This is a genomic window from Leclercia sp. 29361, from assembly GCF_011290365.1.
Taxonomy (GTDB): domain Bacteria; phylum Pseudomonadota; class Gammaproteobacteria; order Enterobacterales; family Enterobacteriaceae; genus Enterobacter; species Enterobacter tamurae.
In genome coordinates this window covers 2,536,319-2,561,746 of record NZ_CP049786.1, presented here as the reverse complement: position 1 = coordinate 2,561,746, position 25,428 = coordinate 2,536,319, and the positions used below count along the sequence as shown (strand labels likewise).

Below are 25,428 nucleotides of genomic sequence, written 5' to 3'. Positions count from 1 at the left end.
TTCTACGTCTGACGTAAAGACTGTTTCAAGTGAATATGATCATGCGAGGTTACGCAAATGTGAGCGAAAATATTTCAGAGGGATCCTCTGTTAACCCGTAGCCTATGCGTTACTCTGAACTTACTTGCTGGAAGGAGGTAACGATGAGTCTCACAATCTTCCCATCTCTGCCGGATAAAACCCTGGCTGCGGTCAATACCGTCGGGGCCTGGCTCGCTGAGGATAATCTGCCCTTCAATCCACCCGCGCTGCAGCCGGATCTGGTGGTGCTGGCCGGTAATGCGGTGATCCCCTCCATCGACGCGGCCTGTCGTCTGGCGTCGGAGCTGGCCATCCCTTTGCTGATCAGCGGCGGCATCGGCCATTCAACCACCTTTTTATACGCCGCCATTGCGCGACACCCGCGCTACAACAGGGTGCGTACCACCGGCAAAGCCGAAGCCACCATCCTGGCGGAGATCGCCCGGGAGTTCTGGCATATTCCACCGGAGCGTCTGCTGGTGGAAGATCAGTCCACCAACTGCGGTGAAAATGCCCGATTCAGCGCCGCCACCATCACCCATCATCACCTGACGGTGAAGCGCGGAATTGTGGTCCAGGACCCCACCATGCAGCGCCGTACCATGGCGACCTTTGCCCGGGTCTGGCGCGATAAGCCCGATGCTCCGGCGTGGACCAGCCATCCCGGCATCGTGCCGCAGCTGCAGAACAGCGAGGACGGGCTGGTATTCCGCGGCGGCGGTGAGGGGCTGTGGCCGGTGGAACGCTATCTCTCCCTGGTGCTGGGTGAGCTCCCGCGCCTGCGCGACGACATCAACGGCTATGGCCCGCTCGGCCGCGATTTCATCGTTCATGTCGATATTCCTGCTGAGGTTGAGACCGCCTGGCAGATCCTGCGCAACGACGTCATTCTCACCGAGGCGCTGGTCAGCCGCTCCCTGCTGTAACGCGTTGCCCGTTTGCGATGACTTTCCCGCAAACGGGCACGCTTTTGTTGTCGACTTGTAATAATTTCCGCCTGCTGACCCGTTTCTTTTATGAGATATCTCACAAAAACAGCGCGATAGACTGGGATTGCGGATCGGGAACTGTAGTTTTTAACAATAATTTTACTTGTTAAAAACAGTGCAATTACAGGAGCAGGTCATGACAGTACCCGTACAACATCCTATGTATATCGATGGACAGTTTGTAGCCTGGCAGGGTGATGCCTGGATTGATGTGATCAACCCGGCCACCGAAGAGGTCATTTCCCGTATTCCCGACGGCAGCGCCGAAGAGGCCCGCAAGGCCATCGACGCCGCCGAGCGCGCCCAGGCTGACTGGGAGGCGCTGCCGGCCATCCAGCGTGCGGGCTGGCTGCGTAAAATCTCCGCCGGTATTCGTGAGCGCGCCAGCGAGATCAGCGCTCTGATCGTGGCCGAAGGCGGCAAAATTCAGCAACTGGCGGAGGTGGAAGTAGCGTTCACCGCCGACTATCTCGACTACATGGCCGAGTGGGCGCGCCGCTACGAAGGCGAAATTATCCAGAGCGATCGCCCGGGTGAAAACATCCTGCTGTTTAAACGCGCCCTCGGCGTGACCACCGGCATTCTGCCGTGGAACTTCCCGTTCTTCCTGATTGCCCGCAAGCTGGCCCCGGCGCTGCTGACCGGCAATACCATCGTCATTAAGCCGAGCGAGTTCACGCCGAACAACGCCATCGCCTTTGCCAAAATCGTCGACGAGATTGGCCTGCCGAAAGGGGTCTTTAACCTGGTGCTGGGCCGCGGCGAAACCGTGGGTCAGGAGCTGGCGGGCAACCCGAAAGTGGCGATGGTCAGCATGACCGGTAGCGTGGGCGCAGGCGAGAAGATCATGGCCGCCGCGGCGAAGAACATCACCAAAGTGTGCCTGGAGCTGGGCGGTAAAGCCCCGGCTATCGTGATGGACGATGCGGATCTGGAGCTGGCGGTCAAAGCGATTGTCGACTCACGGGTGATCAACACCGGGCAGGTGTGTAACTGCGCCGAGCGCGTGTATGTGCAGAAGGGCATCTACGACCGCTTTGTGAACCGTCTTGGCGAGGCGATGAAAGCCGTGCAGTTTGGCAACCCGGCCGAGCGCAACGACATCGCCATGGGGCCGCTGATCAACGCGGCGGCGCTGGAGCGCGTGGAGCAGAAAGTGGCCCTGGCGGTGCAGGAGGGGGCGAAAGTGGTGCTGGGCGGTAAAGCGGTAGAGGGTAAAGGCTATTATTACCCGCCAACACTGCTGCTCGACGTGCGTCAGGAGATGACCATCATGCACGAAGAGACCTTCGGACCGGTGCTGCCAGTGGTGATGTTTGACTCTCTGGAAGAGGCGCTGAAGATGGCCAATGACAGCGACTATGGCCTGACGTCATCGATTTACACCCGGGATCTGAACGTGGCGATGAAAGCCATCAAAGGGCTGAAGTTCGGCGAAACCTACATCAACCGCGAGAACTTTGAAGCGATGCAGGGCTTCCACGCCGGCTGGCGTAAATCCGGGATCGGTGGGGCGGATGGCAAGCATGGCTTGCATGAGTACCTGCAGACTCAGGTGGTCTATTTGCAGTCCTGAGCCTGAAGATGCCCGGCGGCGCTTCGCTTGCCGGGCCTACAAAACTCACAAATCGGCACCGATCCCGTAGGCCGGGTAAGGCGTAGCCGCCACCCGGCGTTACAGGCTACACCTTTGTCGCAATCCAGTTCATCATCAACTCTGGCCAGACGGCCACCGGCAACCCCTGGGCATCGCGGATGCCGAACCCGTGTTTTCCTCGCTCGAAGATATGCATCTCCACCGGCACCCCCAGGCGGCGCAGGGCGTTGAACATCCCCAGGCTATTCTCAACGTTTACTGCCGGGTCGTCGGCGGCGTGCAGCAGGAAGGTTGGCGGCGCATCGCGGGTGGCGCGCTCCTCCAGCGAGTAATGGTGGATCTGCGCCTCTGTCGGGTTATCCCCGATCAGCTCATGACGTGAACCCGAATGATGATGCGCCTCGCGCATGGTGATGACCGGATAGACCAGCGCCATAAAGGCCGGACGGGCAGGGAACGCATCGGCGGCGTCCATTGGGGCATACACCGCTTCATCGTGCCGGGTGCCGAGGCTCGCCGCCACGTGCCCACCCGCAGAGAAACCCAGTACGCCAATGCGGGCCGGATCCAGCTTCCACTCCTGAGCCCCGGCGCGGATCACCCGCATCGCCCGCTGAATGTCGGCCAGCGGCGCGTCGGCCCCTTCTTCGTGACCATCCCCCGGCATACGGTAGGTCATCACAAACAGGGTATAACCGCGGGCATTAAAGAACGCGGCCAGCGCGCTGCCCTCTTTATCCAGCACCACGCGGCGATAAGAGCCGCCGGGCGCCACCAGAATACCCACGCCGTTAGGGCGGGCAGGGGCGTACACGGTGATCTCCGGCGCGCGGATGCCAGTAACGGCGCGATCGTAGTCGGAGGTCCCGGTATGGCGGGGTTCAGGGGTAAAAACGGCGTCGCTGGTGCGTGCGCCAGGGGCTTCATTATCGGGCCAGATGGTAAAGGTGGTCGATCGACCCACGGCTTGCGCCATCTGTTGTTCTAATGTGTCGCGGCTCAGTGCTTCCATGATAAGGCTCCCTCTCTGGAAAGCCTTTGTTATATCAGGGTTAACAAAATGAAAACCAGCACCGACTCACAGGTTGCGGACAGCAGGGCTGTCCGCGGCGTGTTTACAGGGCAGCGAACTTATCCAGAGTACGCACCAGCTGGGTGACAAACCCATATTCGTTATCGTACCAGGCCACGGTTTTCACCAGCTGGACGTCGCCCGCGTCGGTGACTTCCGTCTGGGTGGCATCGAAGATCGAACCAAAGTTTGAGCCGATCACATCTGACGAGACTATCTCTTCGTCGGTATAGCCAAAGGACTCGTTGCCTTCGGTGGCTTTTTTCAGCGCCTGGTGGATCTCATCCACGCTCACCTTTTTCTCCAGAATCGACACCAGCTCGGTCACGGAGCCGGTTTTGACCGGCACGCGCTGGGCATGGCCCTTCAGTTTGCCGCTCAGCGCGGGGATCACCAGCCCGATGGCCTTCGCCGCGCCCGTAGTGTGCGGGATGATGTTTTCCGCTGCGGCGCGTGAGGCGCGCAGATCTTTCCCGCGCGGGCCATCCACCAGCGCCTGGGTGCCGGTGTAGGCGTGGATGGTGGTCATGGTGCCGGCTTTGATGCCAAACGAATCGTGCAGCACTTTCGCCAGCGGTGCCAGGCAGTTGGTGGTGCAGGAGGCAACCGAGATAATGGTATCGCTGGCCTCGATGGTGTCGTCATTGACGTTAAAGACGATGGTTTTCATCTCCCCGGCCGGGGCGGAGATCAGCACTTTTTTGGCACCGGCATCCAGATGCGCCTGCGACTTCTCCTGGGAGGTGTAGAACCCGGTGCACTCCACCACCAGATCCACCCCGGCGGCTTTCCACGGGATATGTTTCGCCTCTTTCTCGGCGTATACCGAAATGGATTTACCGTCGACGATCAGGGAGTCTTCCGTAAAGTCCACGCTCCAGGGGAAGGGGCCATAGTTGGAGTCGTGTTTTAACAGGTAGGCCAGCACTTTCGGTGACGTTAAATCGTTAATTGCCACGACGCTGTTACTGTCCTGAGTTTCCAGTAACCGACGAAGAACCAGTCGGCCAATGCGACCAAATCCGTTAATGCCAATCTTACTCATGATCTTCTCCTGTGTGATGGACGGGACGTTGAACTCATCCAGGATTAGACCATGAAGCCCAGCGAGGCAATTGAAGATGGCTCATCTGCGCGGAAGTTTTTGAAAAGGCGGGGACAATAAATAATGAATTTTTAACTGAAGCTGGTTATTTTACCTTTTTGTTAGCCTTCTATTCAGGAAAGACTATGCGCAATAAATACACCGGCCTGCAGATTGCAATTCACTGGCTGGTTTTTCTGCTGGTGATTGTGGCCTACTGTGCCATGGAGTTTCGCGGCTTTTTCCCGCGCAGCGACCGCCCGCTGATCAACATGATCCACGTCTCCTGCGGTATCTCAATTCTGGTGCTGATGGTGGCACGCCTGCTGGTACGTCTTAAGTATCCTGCGCCGCCGATCGTGCCGAAGCCAAAACCGATGTACATCGGCTTATCCCATCTGGGCCACCTTGCCATCTACCTGCTGTTTATTGCCCTGCCGCTGATTGGCCTGGTGATGATGTATAACCGGGGCAACACCTGGTTTGCCTTTGGCCTGGGGATGCCGCACGCCGCCGAGTCCAATTTCGACCTGGTGGACACGTTGAAAGCCTGGCATGTCACCCTGGCGAACCTGGGATACTACATCATCGGCATTCACGCTTTTGCCGCGCTGCTTCACCACTACTTCTGGAAAGACAACACCCTGCTGCGCATGATGCCGAAAAAGCGTTAAGGGCAGCCGGTGTCTCATCAACAGCGTAAGGTGCTGGTTGCCACCGGCATCGGCCATTTTGTCGAATGGTTCGATTTTGGGCTCTACGGTACGCTGGCAACTATCATTGGCATGCAGTTCTTCCATACCAACGACCCGGCGACGGCGCTGCTCTCATCGTTTGCCGTGTTTGGCGCCGGGTTTGTGATCCGCCCGCTGGGCGGGCTGTGGTTTGGCTCCCTCGGAGACCGGATCGGGCGGCGCAAGGTGCTGGCCACCGTGATCCTGCTGACCTCCGGCGCCACCTTTACCATTGGGTTACTGCCCACCTACGCGCAGGCCGGGCTTTTCGCCACGGTCCTGCTGGTGCTGGTGCGGATGATCCAGGGGTTTGCCGCCGGAGGCGAAAGCGCAGGCGCCACCACCTTTCTGGCCGAATTTGCCCCCGCCAGTCGCCGGGGCTACTTCACCTGCTGGACCGACAGCTTCGGCTTTATGGCCTTTGTCGCCGGATCGGGCCTGGTGCTGCTGCTGACCGCACTACTGGGGGAGGCGGCGATGAACGACTGGGGCTGGCGCATTCCGTTCCTGCTGGCCGGGCCGCTGGGCTGGATTGGCCTCTATCTGCGCAACCATCTTCAGGACTCCCCCGAATTTGAGGCGCTGCGGAAAAGCCATCAAACGGAACCTGCGCCGCTGCACAGAGCCTTGACCACCGGCAGGCGGGCGCTGGGCTTCTGCATCGGGTTTGTGGCGATCAAGGCGGTGGTGCACTGGATGCTGCAAACCTTTATTCCTGCTTACCTGGTGGCGACGCTGCACTTCCCGGCGCTGGATGCGTATACCATCACCACCCTCGGGCTGTTGGCCGTCGCCGTGCTGGTGCCTTTTATGGGCTACTTGTCGGACAGGGTTGGCCGTAAGCCGCTGATGCTGGCGGGATGCCTCGGGTTGATCCTCTTCGCCTGGCCAGCCATGAAGCTGATGGCGAGCGGGGAGGTGTTCCCGGCGGTGCTGGGGCTGCTGCTGGTGGGGCTGTGCATTGCCGCCTTTGATGGGGCCAGCAATGCGGCGATGGCGGAGCTGTTCCCGACCCGGATCCGCTATGGCAGTATGGCGATCGCCTATAACCTTGCGGTGGCGTTGTTTGGCGGGATAACGCCGTGGTTGCTGGCCTGGCTGCTGACCGCGACCGGCAATCCGCTCTCGCCGGCGCTGTACGTGATGGCGGCGGCGCTGATTACCCTTCTGACGGTGCTGCGTGCCAGAGAGACTGCCGGGCTGCCGCTGCGGGCATAAAAAAGCCCGGCGGGGAAGGCCGGGCGAACAACAAAGCACAACAAGTTTTGCATCACTTAACAGATACTTACTTCAGGTCGCGGCGCGCCATGGCGTTGACCAGATACGACTGACGCTGGCTGAGCCTCACCTCACTGCTGGCGTCATTATCTCTTCTGAGCTGGAGTGCCGGACCGCTATCCGGTGAACGGGTACGCTCAGCGTCTCCCGGAATTATCCAGCCGACATCATCACTGGTGCGATGATTATTACGGGCATTGCGAACTCGTCTTCTTAAATGCAGCATATAACCTCCGCATAATTCATCGAACTGCCTGTTAATGGCGCGGTATTTATACCGCTCTGTTCGCCTCAACTATATTGTCTGACAAAAGAGGTCAGACCGAGAATATATTGTGAAACTTACGCCGCGGGTTTACGACCACCGCCCCGGCTATTTTGTCCGCCTTTTTTTCCCGCTTCGGATGCGCGCTGCGGGTCATTTTTAAAATTCCCGCCGCTGCTTTGTCCACCTTTGCGGCCGGCCTGGGATGCACGCTCCCGGTCTTCTGCGAAATTGCCGGAACCGCCTCGATGTTTAGTCATAACATGTCTCCAGTGTTTCGTTGAAAATATTTACTGAGAGGAAATTAACCTCTTCAAATGTGTGCACAAATAAATGTAGACAGAACGGCAGAAAGTTCAATAAGCCATTCGGCGCGATTTTATTCGCGGTCTGCATATATTTTAGGCGATTTCGGCGGTGGGGGAGAATATATCGGCGCTAATAAATAAGTTAGCAAAAGTTACATGCGGGCCGAATAATTTCAGCCTTAATTTTTACTGTGATACAGATCCGGAAAAATAAGCCTTATGGACATAATTAAGACAACTCTTAATAAGCCAGACCCTGCTTAACGGCTCTGCTCCAGCTCCACCGCCGCGCGGACCTGCATTAACGCCTGGCGTAAATTATCCACCGTCACCGACCCCAGGGCGATGCGGATCGCCTGCGGCACCGTGCCGGAGGTGGAGAACGGCTCGGCGGTCGAGACGGAGATGTTGTTGTCCATCAGCGCTTTCACCACCCGATCGGCTCGGGCCTCGTCCGCGAGGGGCAGCCACGCAAAGTACGATTCGGGATGGGTGATGCAGGGCAGATCCCCCAGCACCGCGTTGAGGACGGCTTGCCGCTGCCGGGCGTCGCGTCGTTTCAGGGTTTCAAACCGGGCCACGGTGCCGTCCTGGATCCAGTGACAGACCATGGCGGTCATGACCGAGGGGGTATTCCAGGTGGTGGCCCGGATAGCTCTCTCCAGCGCCGGGCGCAGATCCGGCGGACAGACCACCGCCCCGACCCGCAGACCGGTCGCCACATTTTTGGAAAAGCCGGTGACGTAGACCGTCCGTTCCGGAGCGAAGCTGGCGACAGGGGGCGGCGGGCGGCGGATCAGCCAGCCGTAGGCGGTGTCTTCGACGATCAGCAGATCGTGCTGCCGCGCAATCTCTGCCAGCGTCCTGCGCTGCTCCCGGCTCAGCACCCAGCCCAGCGGGTTGTGCAGGGTGGGCATGGTGTAAACCGCCCGCACGTGACGCCGCTGACAAAGCTGGCGTAGCGCCGTCAGGTCCGGGCCGGTTTCCGTGCAGGGAATGGCGAGCAGTTCCAGATGATAGAGCGCCGCCAGGGCCTTAAAGCCCGGGTAGGTGAGGGCATCCACCGCCACCACGTCGCCGGGCCGGAGCAGCCCCATCACGGTGACGGTCAGGCCATGCTGAGCCCCATTCACGATCAGCACGTTATCCCCCGAAGGTTGAAAATGTGGCCCCGCGAGGTGCGCGGCGACAATCTCCCGCTCGGTCTGCCTCCCGGCATGGGGCTGATAGCGCAGATGCGCTTCAATATCGCCCCCGGCGGCGACCTGCCGGAGCGCCTCCCGCAGCAGCTCACCCTGGCCCGGCAGGGCGGGATAGTTGAAGTTCAGATCCAGCACATCGCTGGCAACCGCATGCTGATCGATCCCCTGACCCGACGGCAACAGGATCTCCCTGACGAAGGTGCCGCGCCCGGTTTCCCCGCTCACCAGCCCCATCTTCTCAAGCTCGGCGTAGACCCGCGTCGCGGTGGCGAGGGAGATATGTTCCCGGGTGGCGAGCGTGCGGTGGGTGGGCAGGCGAGTACCTGCCGGGATCTGCGCCGAGCGAATCAATCCGGCGTAGCGATCCACAATCTCTTTGTAGCGCGCTTTCATCAAATGTATCCATGACAATAATTTGATTGTATTGAATGGGCGAGACTACCATCGGCTCCACAGAGGCTCAAGATCGGGAAGATAAGGGTAATGAATATTGCAGTAGATAAAAACGCGCTTTCAGGCTGGCTCAACGGCCTGCTGGGCGTCGTCATTTTCAGCGGTTCCTTGCCCGCCACGCGGGTTGCGGTGCAGGATTTCGATCCCTTTTTCCTGACCTTTGCCCGGGCCTCCCTTGCCGGGATGGTGGCCCTGATCCTGATCCTCGGGTGGCGGGAAAAACGCCCGCCAGCCGCGCGGATTGTGCCGCTGATGATGGTCTCCCTGGGCGTGGTGGTCGGTTTTCCGCTGCTGACCGCCCTGGCGTTGCGGCATGTCACCGCCGCCCACTCGATTGTCTTTCTCGGGCTGCTGCCGCTGATGACCGCCATTTTCGCGGTGCTGCGCGGCAAGGAGCGTCCTGCCCGGGCTTTCTGGATCTTCTCGGTGCTGGGCAGCCTGCTGGTGATGGGATTTGCCCTTACGCAAGGCGCATCGCTCTCCCTGACGGGCGATCTGCTGATGCTCGCGGCGGTGATCGTCTGCGGCCTGGGCTATGCCGAAGGGGCCGCGCTCACCCGCGAGTGTGGCGGCTGGCAGGTGATCAGCTGGGCGCTGATCCTGGCGCTGCCGTTTATGGTGGTGGCCTCCCTGCTGATGATGCCTGTATCCTTCAGCGACATCGGTATTCCAGCCTGGGCCGCGCTGGGTTATGTGTCGCTGTTCAGCATGCTGATCGGGTTTATCTTCTGGTACAAAGGGCTGGCCCAGGGCGGGATCGCCGCCGTCGGGCAGCTGCAGCTGCTGCAGCCGTTTCTCGGGCTGGCGCTGTCCGCTACGCTGCTGCATGAGAGGGTTAGCCCGCTGATGATGTTTATCACCCTGGGTGTGATTTTGTGTGTGATTGCCTCGCGGAAATATGGCCGCTGAAGGTAGAGCTGCTCCCTCTCCCTGAGGACTATACGGGCCGGGAACATGCGACCTCGCTGTTTTGCGAGACACCTTCCGGTAATGTTTTTCCTGGCTTGTCGCCTCGATCTTCCCGCAGTATCTTTTTGTTGCGCCTGCAAAGGACGCTGTCATTTGGTGGTTCCTCTCGTTCCTGGCGTAACTTGTCGGTTAGCCATTTGTCAAAGGCTATGATTTATTACTCATATCCCAATATGGGACTAAAGGATTGCTGAAGTCCCATATTGGGACTATCATTTGTGCATGAAGATCATCTCGGTGAAAATATTAAGGGATTTCTGGGCGGAGAACCCCGATGCTGAACAACCGCTAAGGGCTTGGGTGGATGAGGCTACAAAAGCTGACTGGAAAACCCCAGCAGAAATTAAAGTACAGTACCGCAGTGCCAGTATTCTTAAAGACAGGCGAGTGGTCTTCAATATCAAGGGAAACAGTTACCGGTTAATAGTTGCAATTGCCTATCAGCGTGGATGGATCTTCGTTAAGTTTATCGGAACGCATAAGGAATATGATGCAGTAGACGCGGATACGATTGACCTGGAGTAAACGATGAACATTAAACCTATCCGAACTGAACAAGACTATGAAGCGGCCCTGCGAGCGGTCGAACCGATGTTTGAAAATGAACCTGCACTGGATACACCAGAAGGTGACTATTTTGAAGTGATGTGCCTTTTAATCGAAGATTATGAGAAAAAGCACTATCCGATTGAGCCACCTTCCCCGGTTGAGGCCATTAAGTTCCGCATGGAACAGCAAGGTCTGAGTGCTAAGGATCTCGAGCCGGCCATCGGTAAGTCGAATCGTGTTTACGAAATTTTGAACGGAACGCGGACTCTCACTTTACCGATGATCCGCCGTTTGCATGCTCAACTTGGCATTCCTCTTGAAAGCCTGGTGGGTGTGTAACAGCGCAGTAGAAGCAAAAAACTAAGGTGCATGGAGCCGTCCCGTTCATGCAGGTGAGGGGATACCTCCATGCAACGTCCTGAAATATTTACAAAATCAATATTGTTAAACACATTAATCACTTATAAGCGAAGCGGTTAAGCAATAAACAGCTGCCGCTGCCCCATGACTTGCCTGCGCCCCTCGCTACGACTACTGTATATAAAAACAGTATTCGAGGAACGAATCATGGTGTTTTACCAACTTGCAGCATTGCGCGAGGTGATCGCGCTACCCCTTTTCAGCGATGTCGTGCAGTGCGGCTTCCCCAGTCCGGCGCAGGACTACGTGGAACAGCGTATCGACCTGAACAAATTGCTGATCCAGCACCCCAGCTCAACCTATTTCGTAAAAGCCGCCGGGGATTCAATGATTGATGCCGGCATTGGCGACGGCGATCTGCTGATTGTCGACAGCGGCAGAACGGCGCAGCACGGAGATATTGTGATCGCCGCGGTGGAGGGGGAGTTTACGGTAAAGCGCCTCCAGCTCAGACCCCGGGTGCAGCTTAACCCGATGAACAGCGCCTATTCACCGATTGTCGTGAGCAGCGAAGATTCGCTCGATATTTTTGGCGTGGTGACCTATATCGTCAAATCGGCGGATTAGCCTGCATGCAACGGCTCTTGCCCATCGCATATCGCTAAAATTTGCTCCCTCATCCACAGATGCCCGGGTGAGTTACCCAGCGCAGGACTGTAATACGCCTTCAGGGTGTACTGCGGTGTCGGGAAGGGGGGAGCAAAAACCACCAGATCTTTCATATCAAAGACCGACGCTATACCTCTTTTCGGCAGGGTGATCACCAGATCGGAGCGGGAGACAATAAGCGGGGCGATCATCAGGCTGGGCAGTTCAACAACGATCCGACGGCGGACCTGCTGACTTTCCAGATAACGATCGATCATCCCGCGAGTTTCCATCCACGGCCGCACCACCACATGCCCGGCACTCAGATAATGCTCCTGCGTCAGTGAATCCTGAATATCCGGGTGACCATGGCGCACGGCAACCACATAATCATCGGTAAAACAGGTCATGGATTCGATGCCGCGCCGGGGGGGTTTTTGCTCCTCTTCGAAACCCAGGGCGAAGTCGACCTTACCTGACAGCAGATCGTCGTCGGCATTAAAATCCCGCGAATAGACAATCTTAATGGTGATGCCCGGTGCCAGCCGGTTTACGCGCGCCACCAGCGCGGGCAAGATCACCGCGGCGGTGTAGTCCGTTGCGGCAAAGGTGAATGTCTCCCGGCTTTTTCCCGCCTCGAAGTGCCCGGGCTCGTGCAGGCAGGAAGAGAGGCTGCCTAACGCCGCGGAAACCTTCGCCGCGATGCTCTCCGCTCTGGCGGTGGGCACCATCCGGCCGCCGGTACGCACGAACAGTTGATCCTCAAGCGCCATTCGCAGGCGATTCAGGGCATGACTCAGCGCCGAAGGGCTAAGGGCCAGCTCATTGGCGGCATCCGTTACGCTGCCGTGACGGTAGAGAGAGTCGAAGACCAGCAGCAGATTCATGTCGATCTTACGTAAGGGCGAGTACATGTTTTTCCTGAATTCGGTTAACTGCATGTTATGCAGTTAATTATTGCATAACATGCAGCGCAAACATGCCAGGAACAAAGTAACCTGTCGCCCACAAAATAATGAAAAGGCAAAAACATGACCACTCCCGTATTCCGACAGGCAACCCCAGCTGACGTCGATCGTTGCTATGAAATTGAAATGACTTCCTATGAAGGGGATGAAGCGGCAACGCGCGAAAAAATTGCCACCCGCATTCACCGCTATCCGGAAGGCTTCCTCTGTATGGAGCTGGAGGGCAATGTCATCGGATTCATTAATGCGGGCTGTGCATGGGAAGTGGTGATGTCCGACGAGGAGTTTAAAGAGCTGGTGGGCCACGATCCGGATGCGCCAAACGCAGTGATCATGTCCGTGGTGGTTCACCCGGATTATCAGGGGAAAGGCTACTCGTCGCTGCTGATGCGTGAGTTCGTGTCACGCCTGAAGGCGATGAACAAAAAGACAATTCACCTGATGTGCAAAGATCGCCACGTCGATCTGTATGCCCATTTTGGCTACCGCTATATCAAGCCGTCGGCGTCCGATCACGGCGGGATGGCGTGGCATGAAATGATGATGATGCTCTGATTTAAACCGCCCGGGACGAGTATCACGCGATCCCGGAGGAGGATCACGTCAGGGAGAATTTTAATTTATCAATAAAAGTACTCACCCGGAGGGGAAGGTAACGTGTTGTCGGTAAAACGGCCCACACGGATAGATCCTGAGGACGGGCATCAGATAATTCAATTTCAACCAGCGTGCCTTCCTGAATCTCTTGCATGACATCCCAGCGAGTTAATTGCGCGATACCCAACCCCAGAACACACATCTCTCTGACACCTTCCACATTATCTGAACTGAAACGACCCTCAACGCCGACGCGCAGAATATCGCCATCACGCTCGAGGATCCATTGCGGTACGCTACTGAGTCTCAGACAGTTATGCTGCGTTAAATCCTCCACCGTCACAGGCTTACCCTTCGCGGTCAGATAGGCGGGTGAAGCACAAATGATCCGTGGATTATCGGTGATTTTGCGCGCGATAAGGGTCGAGTCCTTCAGCGGTGCAATACGGATAGCAACGTCGATACCTCTGCCAACGATATCAACCACGTCTTCGCTTAACTGCAGGTCGATGCTGAGCTCCGGATTCTCTGAGAGAAGTTCAGGGACCAGCGGCAAAATATTACGCCGCCCGAAGCCCGAGGGGGCTGTTATCCGCAGTAACCCTGAAGCCCCTTGCGTTGATGGCGAGAACAATGCCCTGGCGCCGGTCTCCGCATCAATGAGCGCCCGGGCATAAGGGATAAACTCCATACCCTCCTGAGTTAACGACACCGAACGGGTGGTTCTTTGTAAAAGGCGCGTTCCGAGCGCCTGCTCAAGCGAGGCGAGTCGTCTTGAAACGGCCATCGCTGAAATACCCTGCCGTTTCGCCGCCTGTGTCAGGCTGCGCATTTCGGTGATAACCAGAAAGAGGGACACATCCTGTAAATTCATGGCGACTCCGGTAGCGGAAACACAAAATAAAAAAACCACATTATAACTAAAATCGTTATACAGCCTTATCATTTTGGTCTGTTTATGGCCTTGCATACAATCATTATATTGTCTTTATGATTTAAACCTGTTCAGGAAAACCCATGAAGACATTGTCCTTATTCACGCCCGGTCATATCGGGAACGTCGCCTTAAAAAACCGCCTCGCGGTCGCCCCAATGACCCGCGTAACAGCGTCAGAAGAGGGCATAGCCGGTGAGCGCATGAAGACCTATTACGAAGATTTTGCCCGTGGCGGTTTCGGCCTGGTGATATCGGAAGGGATTTATATTGATAAAGCCTGGTCCCAGACGTATGCCTTTCAGGCGGGATTGACCAGCCCGGAACAGGTTGCGGGCTGGCGCAAGATTACTGACGCCGTCCATCAACAGAATGGCCGGATTTTTGCTCAAATCCAGCATTCTGGCGCGCTTTCTCAGGGGAACCATTTTCTGGACGGGACCGTTGGTCCCAGTGCCGTTCGCCCTGTTGGCAAACAAATGACGTTTTATCGTGGGGAAGGTGAATATCCCGTTCCACGAGAACTCAATGAAGAAGAGATTCAGAGCATTATTGATAGCTTTGCCGATGCCGCATCCTATGCTGTTTTCGACGCGGGCTTTGATGGCGTGGAGATCCATGGCGCAAATGGTTACCTGCTTGATCAATTTTTTACGGATTACACCAACCAGCGTACTGACTACTGGGGCGGAGACATTGCAGGACGTCTGCGCCTGAGTCTTGAGGTTATCAAGGCTGTCAGAAAGCGTGTAGGTCAGGCGATCCCGGTGGGTATTCGCATCTCGCAGGGAAAAGTGAATGACTTCTTCCATAAATGGGCGAACGGTGAAGACGATGCGCGAGTCGTATTTACGTTGCTCGCTGAGTCCGGGATTGATTATCTGCATCTGACTGAGTTTGAAGCATGGCAGCCAGCATTCCCTGAGAACCCACGCTCACTGGTTGAGCTGGCACGGAAATATGCGCCGCGGTTAACCATTATGGCTAACGGGAGTCTGCATGATGTATCCCGGGCACAGCAGGTTATGGATATGGGAGCGGATCTCATTTCACTTGGCCGCGGCGCGCTTGCGAACCATGACTGGCCTGAACGCGTGGCTGCCGGTGAAGCGGTACGTGAATTTGATAGCGCCATTCTGGGGCCCATAGCCGATATCAAAGATGCCGAACTTCCTGGGTGAGAGTAAATCCCTGGCCGGGCAAGCCACGCGCCGCCCGGCAAAAGGTGTTACTGAATACCGCCACCGAGCGACTGCCACAGGGTGATACGGTTTTCCAGGTCGGTTTGTTGTAACGCGATCAGCGACTCCTGAGCCGACCATAGCGACCGCCGCGCGGTAAGTACCGTCAGATAATCCCCCACGCCTGCCTGATAGCTGCGCGTTGCCACATCCAGCGTTTTTTGCTCCGCCGCGACATATTCGCGCTGGGCATCCAGCTGCTCGCTCAGGGTTTCACGACGGGCCAGCGCGTCGGCCACGTCCTTAAACGCGCTCTGGATGGTCTTCTCATAGGTGGCGATCAGCCCCTTCTTCTCCGCTTCCGCATAACGCAGTTGTGCCATGTTGTTCCCGCCGCTGAACAGCGGCAGGGTGATGGACGGCGCGAATGACCAGACCTTCATGCCGTGGCTGAACAGGGACGAGAGCGAATCGCTGCCGACGCCCGCGCTGGCGGTGAGCGAAATCGTCGGGAAGAAGTTAGCGCGTGCCGCGCCAATATTGGCGTTGGCGCTCAGCAGGTTATGTTCGGCCTCCTGAATATCCGGGCGACGCAGCAGCGTGCTGGAGCTGACGCCCGCCGGGATCAGCGTGATGGCGTTATCGCTCAGGCTTTCCAGCGTGCCGGGCAGCAGGTTGTCCGGCACCGTGTCGCCCGCCAGCAGATTGAGGGCATTTTTGTCCTGCATCACCAGCGTCTGATAGCTTGCCACGCTGGCGCGTGCCTGCTGATAAACCGCCATCGCAGAGCTGACGTCCGTGGCCGCCGCCACGCCGACCGCCTGCTGGCGCTTCACAATCTTGAGCGAGTTCGCCGCGCTCTCCATCGTTGATTTTGCCAGCGCCAGGTTGCTGTTATCGGCCGCCAGCGTCACCCAGGCGGTGGTCAGCTCGCTAACCAGCGTCAGGCGCGTATTCTGCGCGGTGAACTCGCTGGCGAGCCAGGTTTCGCGCGCCGCGCGCGACAGGCTCTGGTTGCGGCCAAACAGATCCAGCTCGAAGCTGGATACCGCGCCGTTGGCTTCATCGCTGGTCGCGACGCCGCTTGCCAGCGTGCGGCTGCGGGTGTGGCTCAGCTCCGCGTCCACCGTCGGGAACAGGGACGATCGCGTTTCGCCGTACTGGGCGCGGGCGGCGTCGATATCGGCAATCGCTTTTTGCAGGTCGCGGTTGCTGTTGAGCGCCATCGTCACCACGCCTTTCAGGCGTGCATCGTTCATCACCTGCTGCCACTGGCTCACCACGGCGGTGGCTTCGCCGTGTGCGCCGGGCAGGGTGGCCGGGACGGGGGCGTCCGGGCGCTGATACGTCGGGTCTAACGACACGCAGCCTGCGCTCAGCAGGGCTAAGACTAAAACAGATACACGAAACATTATGACCTCCGGTTTGCGTGCTTACCGGAGAACAGACGTTTCACCAGTACAAAGAATAAGGGAACGAAGAAGATCGCCAGCAGCGTAGCCGCCAGGGTTCCGCCGATGATGCCGGTTCCGATCGCCACGCGGCTGTTGGCCCCGGCACCGGTAGCAATCGCCAGCGGCGTGACGCCTGCAATAAACGCCAGCGAGGTCATGATGATCGGACGCAGACGCGTCTGGGCCGCTCGCAGGGCAGCCCGCGTCAGGGAGTAGCCTTCGGCGACTTTGGCCTCGGCAAACTCCACGATCAGGATGGCATTTTTCGACGCCAGGCCGATGGTGGTCAGCAGTGCTACCTGGAAGTAGACATCGTTGTTCAGGCCGCGCAGGGAGGCGGCCACGGCCGCACCCAGCACTCCAAGCGGGATCACCAGAGTGACCGAAATCGGCACCGACCAGCTCTCATACAGCGCCGCCAGACAGAGGAACACCACCAGGATCGACAGGGCGTATAGGCTCATCGCCTGACCGCTGGCCAGTTTTTCCTGTAACGACAAACCGCTCCATGCCCAGGTGCTGCCCGCCGGCAGGTTGTTGGCCAACTGCTCCATTTTGCTCATCGCCGTACCGGAGCTGGCGCCGCTGGCGTTCTCACCCTGGATTTCATACGCCGCCGAGCCGTTGTAGCGCACCAGACTTTCCGGGCCATACTCCCAGCGGGTGGTGGCGAAGGCGGAGAATGGGGTCATGGTGCTGTCGCTGCCGCGCACAAACCATTTATTGAGATCCGACGGCACGGCGCGGGTGTCGCTATCGCCCTGGATGTAGACCTTTTTCACGCGACCGCGATCGATAAAGTCGTTGACGTAGGTCCCGCCCCAGGCGCCGGAGAGGGTGCTGGTGACGTCACTCAGGGAGAGCCCCAGCGACACGGCTTTGTTGTTATCGATATCCACCTGCAGCTGCGGCATCTGCGGCAGATCGTTGGCGCGGACCGCGTGCAGAGAGTCATCCTGATTCGCTTCGCCAATCAGCTGGTTACGCAGCTTCAGCAGGGCGTCGCGGTCGGTGGTGCCGCTGGCCATCAGCTCAAAGGTGAAGCCATTGCTCTGGCCTAAACCGTCCACCGCCGGTGGCGTCATGGCAAAGATGGTGGCATCGCGGATGGTGCTCAGCTCCTGGGTGGCGCGCAGGGCAATGGCCTGGGCGGTGTTTTCGTCACCCTTACGTTCGGACCAGTTTTTCAGGGAGACAAATGCCATCCCGGCATTCTGGCCGCTGCCGCTAAAGCTGAAACCCTCGACGGTAAAGATCACGTCGGTATTGGCTTTCTCTTTGTTGAGGAACCACTCGCGCACCTGACGGCTGACCTCGGCGGTACGCACCGCGGTTGCGCCTGCGGGCAGGGTGTACTGCACCATGATTTCGCCCTGATCTTCCGTTGGCAGGAAGCTGCCCGGCAGTTTCAGCATGGCGAGCCCCATCGCGCCGCAGAGCAGGGCGTAGACCACCAGCATGCCGCCGGAGCGGCGCAGGGCGCGCAGCACCTTGTTCTGATACCCGTGCTCGGTTTTACTGTAGAAGCGGTTGAATGCGCCGAAGAAACCTTTTTTATGCGGGGTCGTGTGGCTCAAAATCGAGCCGCAGAGCGCGGGCGTCAGGGTCAGGGCTACCACCACAGAGAGGAACATCGCCGAGATAATAGTGACCGAGAACTGACGGTAGATCACCCCGGTGGAGCCGCCGAAGAAGGCCATCGGCAGGAACACCGCCGAGAGCACCAGCGCAATGGCGACCAACGCCCCGGAGATTTCGCCCATCGATTTCTCGGTGGCTTCCCGGGCGGGCAGCCCTTCGTCGCGCATAATACGCTCGACGTTTTCCACCACCACGATGGCGTCATCCACCAAAAGCCCAATCGCCAGCACCATCGCAAACAGCGTCAGGGTGTTGATGGAGTAGCCGAACAGCGCCAGCACGCCGAAGGTGCCCAGCAGAACCACCGGTACCGCCAGCGCCGGGATCAGCGTCGCGCGGATGTTCTGCAGGAACAGATACATCACCACCACCACTAAAATGATGGCTTCGAACAGGGTCTGAATCACATCCTCAACCGAGATCTTGATGAACTCGGTGCTGTCTTTCGGGTAGGCCACGTCGTAGCCTTCCGGCATCGACTTTTTGAACTCGGCGATTTTATCTTTCACCGCCGTGGCGGTGTTGAGCGCGTTCGCACCCGGTGAAAGCATCACCGCCATACCCGCGGCCGGATGACCGTTGAGCTTCGCGGTAGCGGTGTAATCTTCGCTGCCCATCTCCACGCGGGCCACGTCGCTGATGTGCACCACCGCGCCGTTGGACTGGCTCTTCACGATGATGTTTTTAAACTGCTCCACCGTCTGCAGGCGCGACTGGGCGCGGACCGTGGCGGTCAGCTGCTGCGCGTTAGAGGAGGGCAGTGCGCCGATTTTGCCGGCAGAGACCTGTACGTTCTGCGCTTCAATGGCGCTTTGCACGTCGGACGGCATCAGCGCGTAAGAGGCCAGCTTCGCCGGGTCGAGCCAGATGCGCATGGCGTATTCTGCGCCAAATACCTGCAGGCTCCCCACGCCCTCCACGCGCGCCAGCGGGTCCTGCATATTACTCACCAGCCAGTCGGCGATATCCGAACTGCTGGCCTGGTCCGTTTTGTCATACACGCCCATGATCAGCAGGAAGTTACTTTGAGATTTTTCCACCGTGATGCCGGACTGCTGCACCTCGGTCGGCAGGCGCGACTCCGCCTGCTGGACTTTGTTCTGCACCTGCACCTGGGCGGTGTCCGGATCGGTTCCCTGCTCGAAGGTGACGTTAATGCTCACCGACCCGTCCGAACTGCTGGTGGAGCTGAAGTAGAGCAGGTTATCCAGCCCGGTCAGCTGCTGCTCGATAACCTGGGTGACGCTGTTCTCCAGCGTCTGCGCGGAGGCACCGGTGTAGGTGGCGGAGATTTTGATCGACGGCGGGGCGACGTCCGGATACTGCGCCACCGGCAGCGAGCGGATCGCCAGCATCCCGGCGAGCATAATCAGAATGGCGATCACCCAGGCAAAAACCGGGCGGCGCACGAAGAAACGGGAAAACATCAGGCGTTTCCTCCCGTGGTTTTCATCTCTTCGGCTTTCACTTCCTGACCGGCGGTGACTTTGTCGGTGCCCTCCACGATCAGCTTATCGCCCGCCTTCAGGCCGCTCAGCACCAGCCATTTGTCGCCGTAGGTATCGCCCGTTTCCAGCTGACGCTGTTCCACTTTGTTACTGGCATTCACCACCAGGGCAGTGGCCGCGCCTTTGGCATCGCGGGTGATGCCCTGCTGCGGCGCGAGGATCGCCTCGTTCATGATGCCTTCGTCCACCTTAGCGCGGACAAACATCCCCGGCAGGAGCTGATGCTGCGGGTTGGGGAAAACGGCGCGCAGGGTGACCGAACCGGTGGATTCATCCACTGCCACTTCGGTCAGCGCCAGACGGCCCTTTTCGCTGTAGGCGCTGCCGTCTTCAAGGGTTAACGTCACGCCCAGCGTATCGCTGTTGGTGGCCAGCGTTTGTTTGCGTAATCGCAGCAGATCGGTGCTGGAGCGCGTCAGATCGACATACATGCGGTCCAGCCCGCGAACGGTGGCCAGCGCGGTCTCCTGCTGAGCGGTGACCAGTGCGCCCGGCGTGACGGAGGAGATGCCGATGCGCCCGGCAATCGGCGCGGTGACGGTGGTCCAGTTGAGGTTAATGCGGGCGCTCTCCTGCGCGGCTTTCTTTGACTCGACGCTGGCCTTGTCCTGGGCGCAGGTGGATTTTGCATCTTCTGCATCCTGACGCGACACGCCGTCGTCTTTCACCAGCTGCGCATAGCGCCGGGCTTTCTGACAGTCGGCCTGCACCAGCGCCTGGGCCTGTTTCAGCGCGGCCGCTGCTTCGTTGTACGCGGCGCGATAGCTGGCGGGATCGATCTGATACAGCGCCTGTCCGGCTTTCACGGTATCGCCTTCGGTAAAGAGCCTTTTTTGAATAATGCCGCCTACCTGCGGGCGCACTTCGGCGCTCATGGCGGCGGCGGTGCGACCAGTCAGCTCGCTGACCACGGGCACCGGCTGGCTCATGAGGGTGACAATCCCCACTTCCGGAAGCGGGCGATGGGGAGCAGACGTTTGTGCATTATCGCACCCGGTCAGGAGGAGTAATGCTGCGATGGAGGTTGTTATGGTCTTCATAATCTTTTTCCAGGGTGAACGAAGCCTGCCCTGCTAATGGCTTAACAGGGAGGAGGGCTATTTAAAGGCACAGCGATCCCGCATCTCCGGCAGCGCCGGAAATGACAAAAGGGGAAATTATTTATTTCCGCTAATTATTCACATGCGATTACTTCGCAGAGAAAAGTAGTTTTAAAATATTCTGATAAATGGGCTCTAATTGTTCTGAAGGGACTTTTAACGGCGTGAGTCGACGGTAAATGGTCCCCTCGATCATCACCGCGGTGATTTCCACGCAGCAGCGAATATGTTCATCGCTCAGGTGGGGAAACTGCTTTTTCAGGTGCACGCAGGCGTTGGCAAACATCCTGGCTTCGGCTTCAACCAGCATCGATGCCACCTGCGGGTTGCGCGTGGCCTCGGCGGACATTTCAAGCATCAGGGCATCATCGTCTTCGTTGAGGGTCTGTCGCCAGGCAAGCGCCTGCGGCATCCCTTCCACCAGGGTTTTGCCCTGCATCTCCTCGATGCGCGAGTCGATGATGCGGCGGATCATCTCTTCGATAATCGCATCTTTATTACTGAAATAGCGATAGATTTGCCCGACGCTGAGCTTCGCTTCGCTGGCGATTTGCGACATGCTGGCGGCATGAAATCCGCTGGCGCGAAAGCAGCGGCGCGCGGCAACGATGATCTCGTCCTGACGCTGTTTCTGTCGTTCTTCCAGCTTTGTGCTCATAAGGGCTGCCCTGTAAAAGTGAGAATGATCGTTCTCATTATGCATTTTGGGAGCCTATTGGAAAGACTTTTTTTATTTGCATAATGAATGAATATTTCCGGATTTAAAAAATGGAAGAAATAAGGATTTGTTATGAAGGTTAAGCCAGAGGGCAGGAAGAATATGAATAAAGTATGGGCATTAATAATACCGGCAGCTGTATAAGTTTGCGTTGAACTTAACGTAAGGAGTTAATGACAATGGCCTTAATAAGGGCGGCAGCGTTAAAAGACATTCCCTCCCTGCAAACGCTTTTTCTCCAGTTGGGCTACCAGACAGACCCTGAGAATCTGACGCGACACATTACCGAAGCGAATACCAGCTTCAACCTGTTAGTGGCTGAAGCAGAGCAGGACGTTTGCGGCGTAATTGTGGTGAACTTTATCACCCCCGTGCATGAGAGTGGCCTGTGGGCATTGATCTCCGCCCTGGTGATCAATGAGTCTGCGAGAGGAACAGGCATAGGCCAGAAACTCCTTATCGCCGCTGAGCAGCACGCCCTTGATAAAGGCTGTACGCAGATGGAGCTTTCAAGCAGTGAGAGACGCGTCAGGGCGCACCATTTTTATGAAAATAACGGCTATAAGGAGGTCAGGAAGCGCTTCGTCAAGTTGCTTGCTGATCCTCCTGCTGTGTGATTCCGGACGACTACGCCCCAAACGCCCCGTCGATGGTGTGCATCGCCCCTGTGACAAACGACGCCTCAGGGCCTGCCAGCCAGGCGACCATGCCCGCTACCTCTTCAGGACGCCCATGCCGTTTGATGGCCATAAAACTGTGCATCAGTTCCTTCATCGGGCCACTCTCTGGATTCGCATCGGTATCGATGGGGCCGGGCTGTACGACGTTGACCGTAATGCCGCGGGCGCCCAGGTCCCGCGCCAGGCCGCGCGCCAGCCCCTGCAGTGCGGATTTGCTGACGGCATAAGAGGCCATTCCCGGAACGGGCATACGATCGCCATTCACGGAACCGATGACAATAATCCGTCCGCCGTCCGGCATTTGCCGGGCCGCCTCGACCGCAGCATGGTAAGGGGCGTGAATGTTGATACGGAACAGACGATCGACGGCATCGCTGTCCTGCTCAAGCGCATCACCGAACAGAGCGATGCCCGCGTTAACGATCAGCACATCCAGCGGCCCGCTGTCACGCACCAGCTTTATTACCGCCTCCCGGTCGGCGCTGTCGGTCTGTACCGCTACGCTTCCGGTTTCAGTGGCGAGTTGCGCGGCGGCCTCTGGCGAGCCGGCGTAGCTGAAGACCACCGACGCGCCATCGGAAACAAAGCGCCGTACGATAGCCGCGCCAATCCCACGACTCCCGCCTAAAACCAGTACCGCTCTCTTTTGTAATGCAGCCATAATCTGTTCCTCATGATATTGTAGTGAGGATTACAATATTCGTCGGCAACGCATGCCGTCAAGGAGTAATGTAGTGATCACTACAAAAAATAGCCGTACCCCAGGGCGGCCTCGTCGGTTTGATCCTGAGCAGGCCGTTGAAACCGCGCAATATCTCTTTCATTCCCGAGGGTATGACGCGGTCAGTATTGCGGACCTGACTAAAGCGTTCGGTATCAATCCGCCCAGTTTCTATGCGGCCTTTGGCAGTAAATTCGGGCTCTATACCCGCGTGCTGGAGCGTTATAACCATACCGGCGCGATCCCCTTTACGGCGCTGTTGCGTCGCGATCGTCCGGTGGCTGACTGTTTGATAGACGTTCTGAACGAGGCGGCAAGACGCTACGTTGCCGATCCAACCGCCGCCGGGTGCCTGGTGCTGGAGGGCACCCATTGCAACGATCCCGAGGCGCGCGAGGCGGCGTGCGATCTGCATACTGCTGCTGAAAATAGTATTCGGGCTTATATCGCCGAACAGCACCCGCAGGACGCCGTTCGGCTGACTGACTTTATCAGCACGCTGATGTCGGGTCTGTCTGCGAAAGCACGGGCGGGGGATAGTCTCGAACGCCTTCAGGAAACCGTTCGTCTGGCAGGGCTGGCCCTGAAGCAATTACTTCCGCGCTGATGTGGGGAGATGGCTGGGAACCGCGTTTAACGACCTGCCCGGCACATTTAACGGTTATCCGACATACTGATCTTATTCCCGATCATGTTATTGCAGGAGACCATCATCAGCGGCTTCCTCTCTGTGGCAGTAATGCTGACAACATTGCTGCTCTTAAGCTTTCATGAGCCTGCGCACGCCGCGGACAAGTTGGTTGTGGCCGCAGCCTTTTTGCAAAGCGGCACAACATCCGATCCCGTTGCGCGCGCGCTGCAACGTTTTGCCCAACTTCAGTCTTACCAGGTGATGGTGCGCTCCGTCTCCTCGCAGGATGAAACCAAAGTCATTCGCTATAGCTACCGTAAACCGGGTCATGTGCGGATGGATTTTTCCACTCCACATGCCGGAGCGGCGCTCATCTATAATCCGGGTAATGGCAAGGTGAAGCTCTGGCCCTTTGGCGTAGGGACGTTCCCGGTTCTGAATCTGTCGCCCACGGATTCACTGATAACGGATGAAAATGGTCATCGGGTGGATCAATCCGACCTTGGCGTGTTGCTGAATAACATTCGGCATCTGCAACAGGGAGGCACAACCACCACCCTCGGGGAGGCGATTATCGCCGGGAAACCAACGCTGCATTTGTCGGTGGTCGGCCCCGAAGGAAAGACCGTCGATGCGGTTCATCACTATGAGATTTGGTTCGATAAGCAATCCGGATTGCCCATCAAAGTGGTCAGCTATGGACTGGCGGGCAAATTACTGGAAACCGTCCTGATGGAGGCCATGGCGATCAACGTGCGTTTCCCTCCTGATTTCTTCGCACCCTGACGGGAGACGAACGCTATGGCTGACTATCAGTTTTCCACCATCTGGCGGGTTGAGGCTTCTGTCCAGGAGGTATGGGATATTTTGTGTCATCCGGATTTGTGGCCCGAATGGTGGGAAAGCCTGGTGCAGATCGTCGAGTTAAAGAAAGGCGATGTGCGGGGGATTGGTGCTCTGCATCGCTATACCTGGAAGGGCGCGCTCCCGTATCACATCACCTTTGATATTCATGTCTTAACTATTCAGCCGCTGTCGCTTCTGGAAGGAGAAGCCAGCGGAGAGGTAGTCGGGCGCGGCGTGTGGTCGTTGTCCGATCACGGGCAAGAGACGATTGTCCGCTATGACTGGGATATACGTACCAACACCCGCTGGATGAACCTTCTTGCGCCGCTGGCTGGGCCCGTTTTTCGCTGGAACCACCATCAGGTGATGCGCGACGGCGCTAACGGGCTGGCCCGGAGATTAGGCACGCGTGTTGAAGTGTATGCCGGATGAAAGACCAGTGAACCGTATCCTTCCGGATACACATCGGCGGGCGAAGTTGCCCGCCAGAAACGACCGACTATGTGCAATAAATTACAGGCCGAATACTGCCTCAATTTCAATTGAGAGGTCGGGTGAGAAGAGGCGGCTGACTTCCACAAGCGAACTGGCAGGCAGGTGATCGCCGTAATTTCGGTATAACACTTTACGTAGCGCGTCGATCTCCGCAAAAGAGGTGATGAATATAGTCACTTTAATCAGGGCGGAAAAATCAGCGCCTTCTGCACTGACGATTTTCCTGATTTGGTTGAATATTTCTTCAGCCTGCTCGGTAATACCTTCATGTTGAGCCGCTGTGCCAAAGGCAGTAAGGCCGGAAATATAAAGCGTATTGCCATGCTTTACTGAATGGACATAAGGCGCCTTTACTTCCCCTAATTCAGGATAATTCTTTCTTATTACATTACTCATGCGGCAGGCCTTCTTAAAAGTGAACAAGC

General features: G+C 57.7%; 27 protein-coding genes. 14 read left to right on the top strand and 13 right to left on the bottom strand.

The features are described from left to right. Nucleotides 1-143 precede the first annotated feature (143 nt). Together G7090_RS12210 and aldA are read left to right on the top strand one after the other, a co-directional pair. Nucleotides 144-947, top strand: coding sequence for a YdcF family protein (locus tag G7090_RS12210; RefSeq protein WP_166182599.1), 804 nt, complete (start codon nucleotides 144-146; stop codon nucleotides 945-947). 199 nt (nucleotides 948-1,146) lie between these two features. After that, on the top strand, nucleotides 1,147-2,586 hold the full coding sequence (gene aldA / locus G7090_RS12205; protein ID WP_166182598.1) for an aldehyde dehydrogenase: 1,440 nt from the start codon (nucleotides 1,147-1,149) through the stop codon (nucleotides 2,584-2,586). Between the two features lie 106 nt (nucleotides 2,587-2,692). Here aldA and G7090_RS12200 read toward each other — a convergent pair whose 3' ends face one another. Both G7090_RS12200 and gap read right to left on the bottom strand, forming a co-directional pair. Beyond that, on the bottom strand, nucleotides 2,693-3,619 hold the full coding sequence (locus G7090_RS12200) for an alpha/beta hydrolase (RefSeq protein ID WP_166182597.1): 927 nt from the start codon (nucleotides 3,617-3,619) through the stop codon (nucleotides 2,693-2,695). A gap of 103 nt (nucleotides 3,620-3,722) precedes the next feature. Next, on the bottom strand, nucleotides 3,723-4,724 hold the full coding sequence (gap, locus tag G7090_RS12195; protein WP_106993049.1) for a type I glyceraldehyde-3-phosphate dehydrogenase: 1,002 nt from the start codon (nucleotides 4,722-4,724) through the stop codon (nucleotides 3,723-3,725). A gap of 185 nt (nucleotides 4,725-4,909) precedes the next feature. On the opposite strand from gap, the gene cybB reads away from it, so the two are divergent. Further along, nucleotides 4,910-5,437, top strand: a complete 528-nt coding sequence (gene cybB / locus G7090_RS12190; RefSeq protein ID WP_106993048.1) for a cytochrome b561 — start codon at nucleotides 4,910-4,912, stop codon at nucleotides 5,435-5,437. A gap of 9 nt (nucleotides 5,438-5,446) precedes the next feature. Beyond that, the gene (locus tag G7090_RS12185; RefSeq protein WP_242685315.1) at nucleotides 5,447-6,715 is read left to right on the top strand and encodes an MFS transporter; all 1,269 of its coding nucleotides are present in this window, start codon (nucleotides 5,447-5,449) and stop codon (nucleotides 6,713-6,715) included. Nucleotides 6,716-6,782: 67 nt separating this feature from the next. Here the strand turns inward: G7090_RS12185 and G7090_RS12180 are convergent, their stop codons facing one another. The 3 genes from G7090_RS12180 to G7090_RS12170 all read right to left on the bottom strand — a co-directional run bounded on the left by G7090_RS12180 (nucleotide 6,783) and on the right by G7090_RS12170 (nucleotide 8,943). Next, entirely contained in the window at nucleotides 6,783-7,001 is a 219-nt protein-coding gene (locus tag G7090_RS12180) for a hypothetical protein (protein WP_166182596.1), read from the bottom strand. Between the two features lie 116 nt (nucleotides 7,002-7,117). Then, the gene (locus G7090_RS12175; protein ID WP_039028538.1) at nucleotides 7,118-7,300 is read right to left on the bottom strand and encodes a general stress protein; all 183 of its coding nucleotides are present in this window, start codon (nucleotides 7,298-7,300) and stop codon (nucleotides 7,118-7,120) included. Nucleotides 7,301-7,608: 308 nt separating this feature from the next. Continuing rightward, complete coding sequence (locus G7090_RS12170) at nucleotides 7,609-8,943, bottom strand: PLP-dependent aminotransferase family protein (RefSeq protein ID WP_166182595.1); 1,335 nt, start codon at nucleotides 8,941-8,943, stop codon at nucleotides 7,609-7,611. Nucleotides 8,944-9,033: 90 nt separating this feature from the next. Here G7090_RS12170 and G7090_RS12165 point away from each other — a divergent pair, with 90 nt between their 5' ends. From G7090_RS12165 to G7090_RS12150, 4 genes are all read left to right on the top strand, one after another. Then, the gene (locus G7090_RS12165) at nucleotides 9,034-9,912 is read left to right on the top strand and encodes a DMT family transporter (protein WP_166182594.1); all 879 of its coding nucleotides are present in this window, start codon (nucleotides 9,034-9,036) and stop codon (nucleotides 9,910-9,912) included. Between the two features lie 282 nt (nucleotides 9,913-10,194). Beyond that, on the top strand, nucleotides 10,195-10,497 hold the full coding sequence (locus tag G7090_RS12160) for a type II toxin-antitoxin system HigB family toxin (protein ID WP_166182593.1): 303 nt from the start codon (nucleotides 10,195-10,197) through the stop codon (nucleotides 10,495-10,497). 3 nt (nucleotides 10,498-10,500) lie between these two features. After that, nucleotides 10,501-10,860 (top strand): type II toxin-antitoxin system HigA family antitoxin, encoded by a 360-nt coding sequence (locus G7090_RS12155; RefSeq protein WP_106993044.1) that lies wholly within the window; start codon nucleotides 10,501-10,503, stop codon nucleotides 10,858-10,860. Between the two features lie 228 nt (nucleotides 10,861-11,088). Beyond that, nucleotides 11,089-11,508, top strand: coding sequence for a translesion error-prone DNA polymerase V autoproteolytic subunit (locus G7090_RS12150; RefSeq protein ID WP_166182592.1), 420 nt, complete (start codon nucleotides 11,089-11,091; stop codon nucleotides 11,506-11,508). Here G7090_RS12150 and G7090_RS12145 read toward each other — a convergent pair. Further along, a complete protein-coding gene (locus G7090_RS12145; RefSeq protein ID WP_166182591.1) occupies nucleotides 11,505-12,443 on the bottom strand; it encodes a LysR family transcriptional regulator in 939 nt (312 codons plus the stop codon). The two genes, G7090_RS12150 and G7090_RS12145, sit on opposite strands and share 4 nt — an antisense overlap. A 117-nt stretch (nucleotides 12,444-12,560) precedes the next feature. Between G7090_RS12145 and G7090_RS12140 the strand changes: the two genes are divergently transcribed. Continuing rightward, nucleotides 12,561-13,052: a GNAT family N-acetyltransferase gene (locus G7090_RS12140; RefSeq protein ID WP_166182590.1), complete on the top strand. Its 492-nt coding sequence runs from the start codon at nucleotides 12,561-12,563 to the stop codon at nucleotides 13,050-13,052. Between the two features lie 43 nt (nucleotides 13,053-13,095). On the opposite strand, the gene G7090_RS12135 is transcribed toward G7090_RS12140, so the two are convergent. Beyond that, complete coding sequence (locus tag G7090_RS12135) at nucleotides 13,096-13,968, bottom strand: LysR family transcriptional regulator (protein ID WP_166182589.1); 873 nt, start codon at nucleotides 13,966-13,968, stop codon at nucleotides 13,096-13,098. A gap of 143 nt (nucleotides 13,969-14,111) precedes the next feature. Here G7090_RS12135 and G7090_RS12130 point away from each other — a divergent pair, with 143 nt between their 5' ends. Then, on the top strand, nucleotides 14,112-15,209 hold the full coding sequence (locus G7090_RS12130; RefSeq protein ID WP_166182588.1) for an NADH:flavin oxidoreductase: 1,098 nt from the start codon (nucleotides 14,112-14,114) through the stop codon (nucleotides 15,207-15,209). Nucleotides 15,210-15,256: 47 nt separating this feature from the next. Here G7090_RS12130 and G7090_RS12125 read toward each other — a convergent pair whose 3' ends face one another. The 4 genes from G7090_RS12125 to G7090_RS12110 all read right to left on the bottom strand — a co-directional run bounded on the left by G7090_RS12125 (nucleotide 15,257) and on the right by G7090_RS12110 (nucleotide 21,570). Continuing rightward, nucleotides 15,257-16,621 (bottom strand): efflux transporter outer membrane subunit, encoded by a 1,365-nt coding sequence (locus G7090_RS12125; protein ID WP_166182587.1) that lies wholly within the window; start codon nucleotides 16,619-16,621, stop codon nucleotides 15,257-15,259. Next, nucleotides 16,621-19,731 (bottom strand): efflux RND transporter permease subunit, encoded by a 3,111-nt coding sequence (locus G7090_RS12120; RefSeq protein WP_166182586.1) that lies wholly within the window; start codon nucleotides 19,729-19,731, stop codon nucleotides 16,621-16,623. Before G7090_RS12120 ends, G7090_RS12125 begins: the two co-directional genes overlap by 1 nt. Continuing rightward, on the bottom strand, nucleotides 19,731-20,852 hold the full coding sequence (locus G7090_RS12115; RefSeq protein ID WP_166182585.1) for an efflux RND transporter periplasmic adaptor subunit: 1,122 nt from the start codon (nucleotides 20,850-20,852) through the stop codon (nucleotides 19,731-19,733). Before G7090_RS12115 ends, G7090_RS12120 begins: the two co-directional genes overlap by 1 nt. Nucleotides 20,853-21,000: 148 nt before the next feature. Next, nucleotides 21,001-21,570 (bottom strand): TetR/AcrR family transcriptional regulator, encoded by a 570-nt coding sequence (locus G7090_RS12110; RefSeq protein WP_166182584.1) that lies wholly within the window; start codon nucleotides 21,568-21,570, stop codon nucleotides 21,001-21,003. Nucleotides 21,571-21,809: 239 nt separating this feature from the next. On the opposite strand from G7090_RS12110, the gene G7090_RS12105 reads away from it, so the two are divergent. Beyond that, nucleotides 21,810-22,247: a GNAT family N-acetyltransferase gene (locus G7090_RS12105; protein ID WP_166185272.1), complete on the top strand. Its 438-nt coding sequence runs from the start codon at nucleotides 21,810-21,812 to the stop codon at nucleotides 22,245-22,247. Nucleotides 22,248-22,257: 10 nt separating this feature from the next. On the opposite strand, the gene bdcA is transcribed toward G7090_RS12105, so the two are convergent. Next, nucleotides 22,258-22,971 (bottom strand): SDR family oxidoreductase, encoded by a 714-nt coding sequence (gene bdcA / locus G7090_RS12100; RefSeq protein WP_166182583.1) that lies wholly within the window; start codon nucleotides 22,969-22,971, stop codon nucleotides 22,258-22,260. 76 nt (nucleotides 22,972-23,047) lie between these two features. Here bdcA and G7090_RS12095 point away from each other — a divergent pair, with 76 nt between their 5' ends. The 3 genes from G7090_RS12095 to G7090_RS12085 all read left to right on the top strand — a co-directional run bounded on the left by G7090_RS12095 (nucleotide 23,048) and on the right by G7090_RS12085 (nucleotide 24,940). Then, the gene (locus tag G7090_RS12095; protein ID WP_166185269.1) at nucleotides 23,048-23,638 is read left to right on the top strand and encodes a TetR/AcrR family transcriptional regulator; all 591 of its coding nucleotides are present in this window, start codon (nucleotides 23,048-23,050) and stop codon (nucleotides 23,636-23,638) included. Nucleotides 23,639-23,728: 90 nt separating this feature from the next. Next, nucleotides 23,729-24,448, top strand: coding sequence for a DUF1571 domain-containing protein (locus tag G7090_RS12090; protein ID WP_242685314.1), 720 nt, complete (start codon nucleotides 23,729-23,731; stop codon nucleotides 24,446-24,448). 15 nt (nucleotides 24,449-24,463) lie between these two features. After that, nucleotides 24,464-24,940, top strand: coding sequence for an SRPBCC family protein (locus tag G7090_RS12085; RefSeq protein ID WP_106993037.1), 477 nt, complete (start codon nucleotides 24,464-24,466; stop codon nucleotides 24,938-24,940). A gap of 81 nt (nucleotides 24,941-25,021) precedes the next feature. Here the strand turns inward: G7090_RS12085 and G7090_RS12080 are convergent, their stop codons facing one another. Then, nucleotides 25,022-25,399, bottom strand: coding sequence for a RidA family protein (locus tag G7090_RS12080; protein WP_166182582.1), 378 nt, complete (start codon nucleotides 25,397-25,399; stop codon nucleotides 25,022-25,024). Nucleotides 25,400-25,428 lie beyond the last annotated feature (29 nt).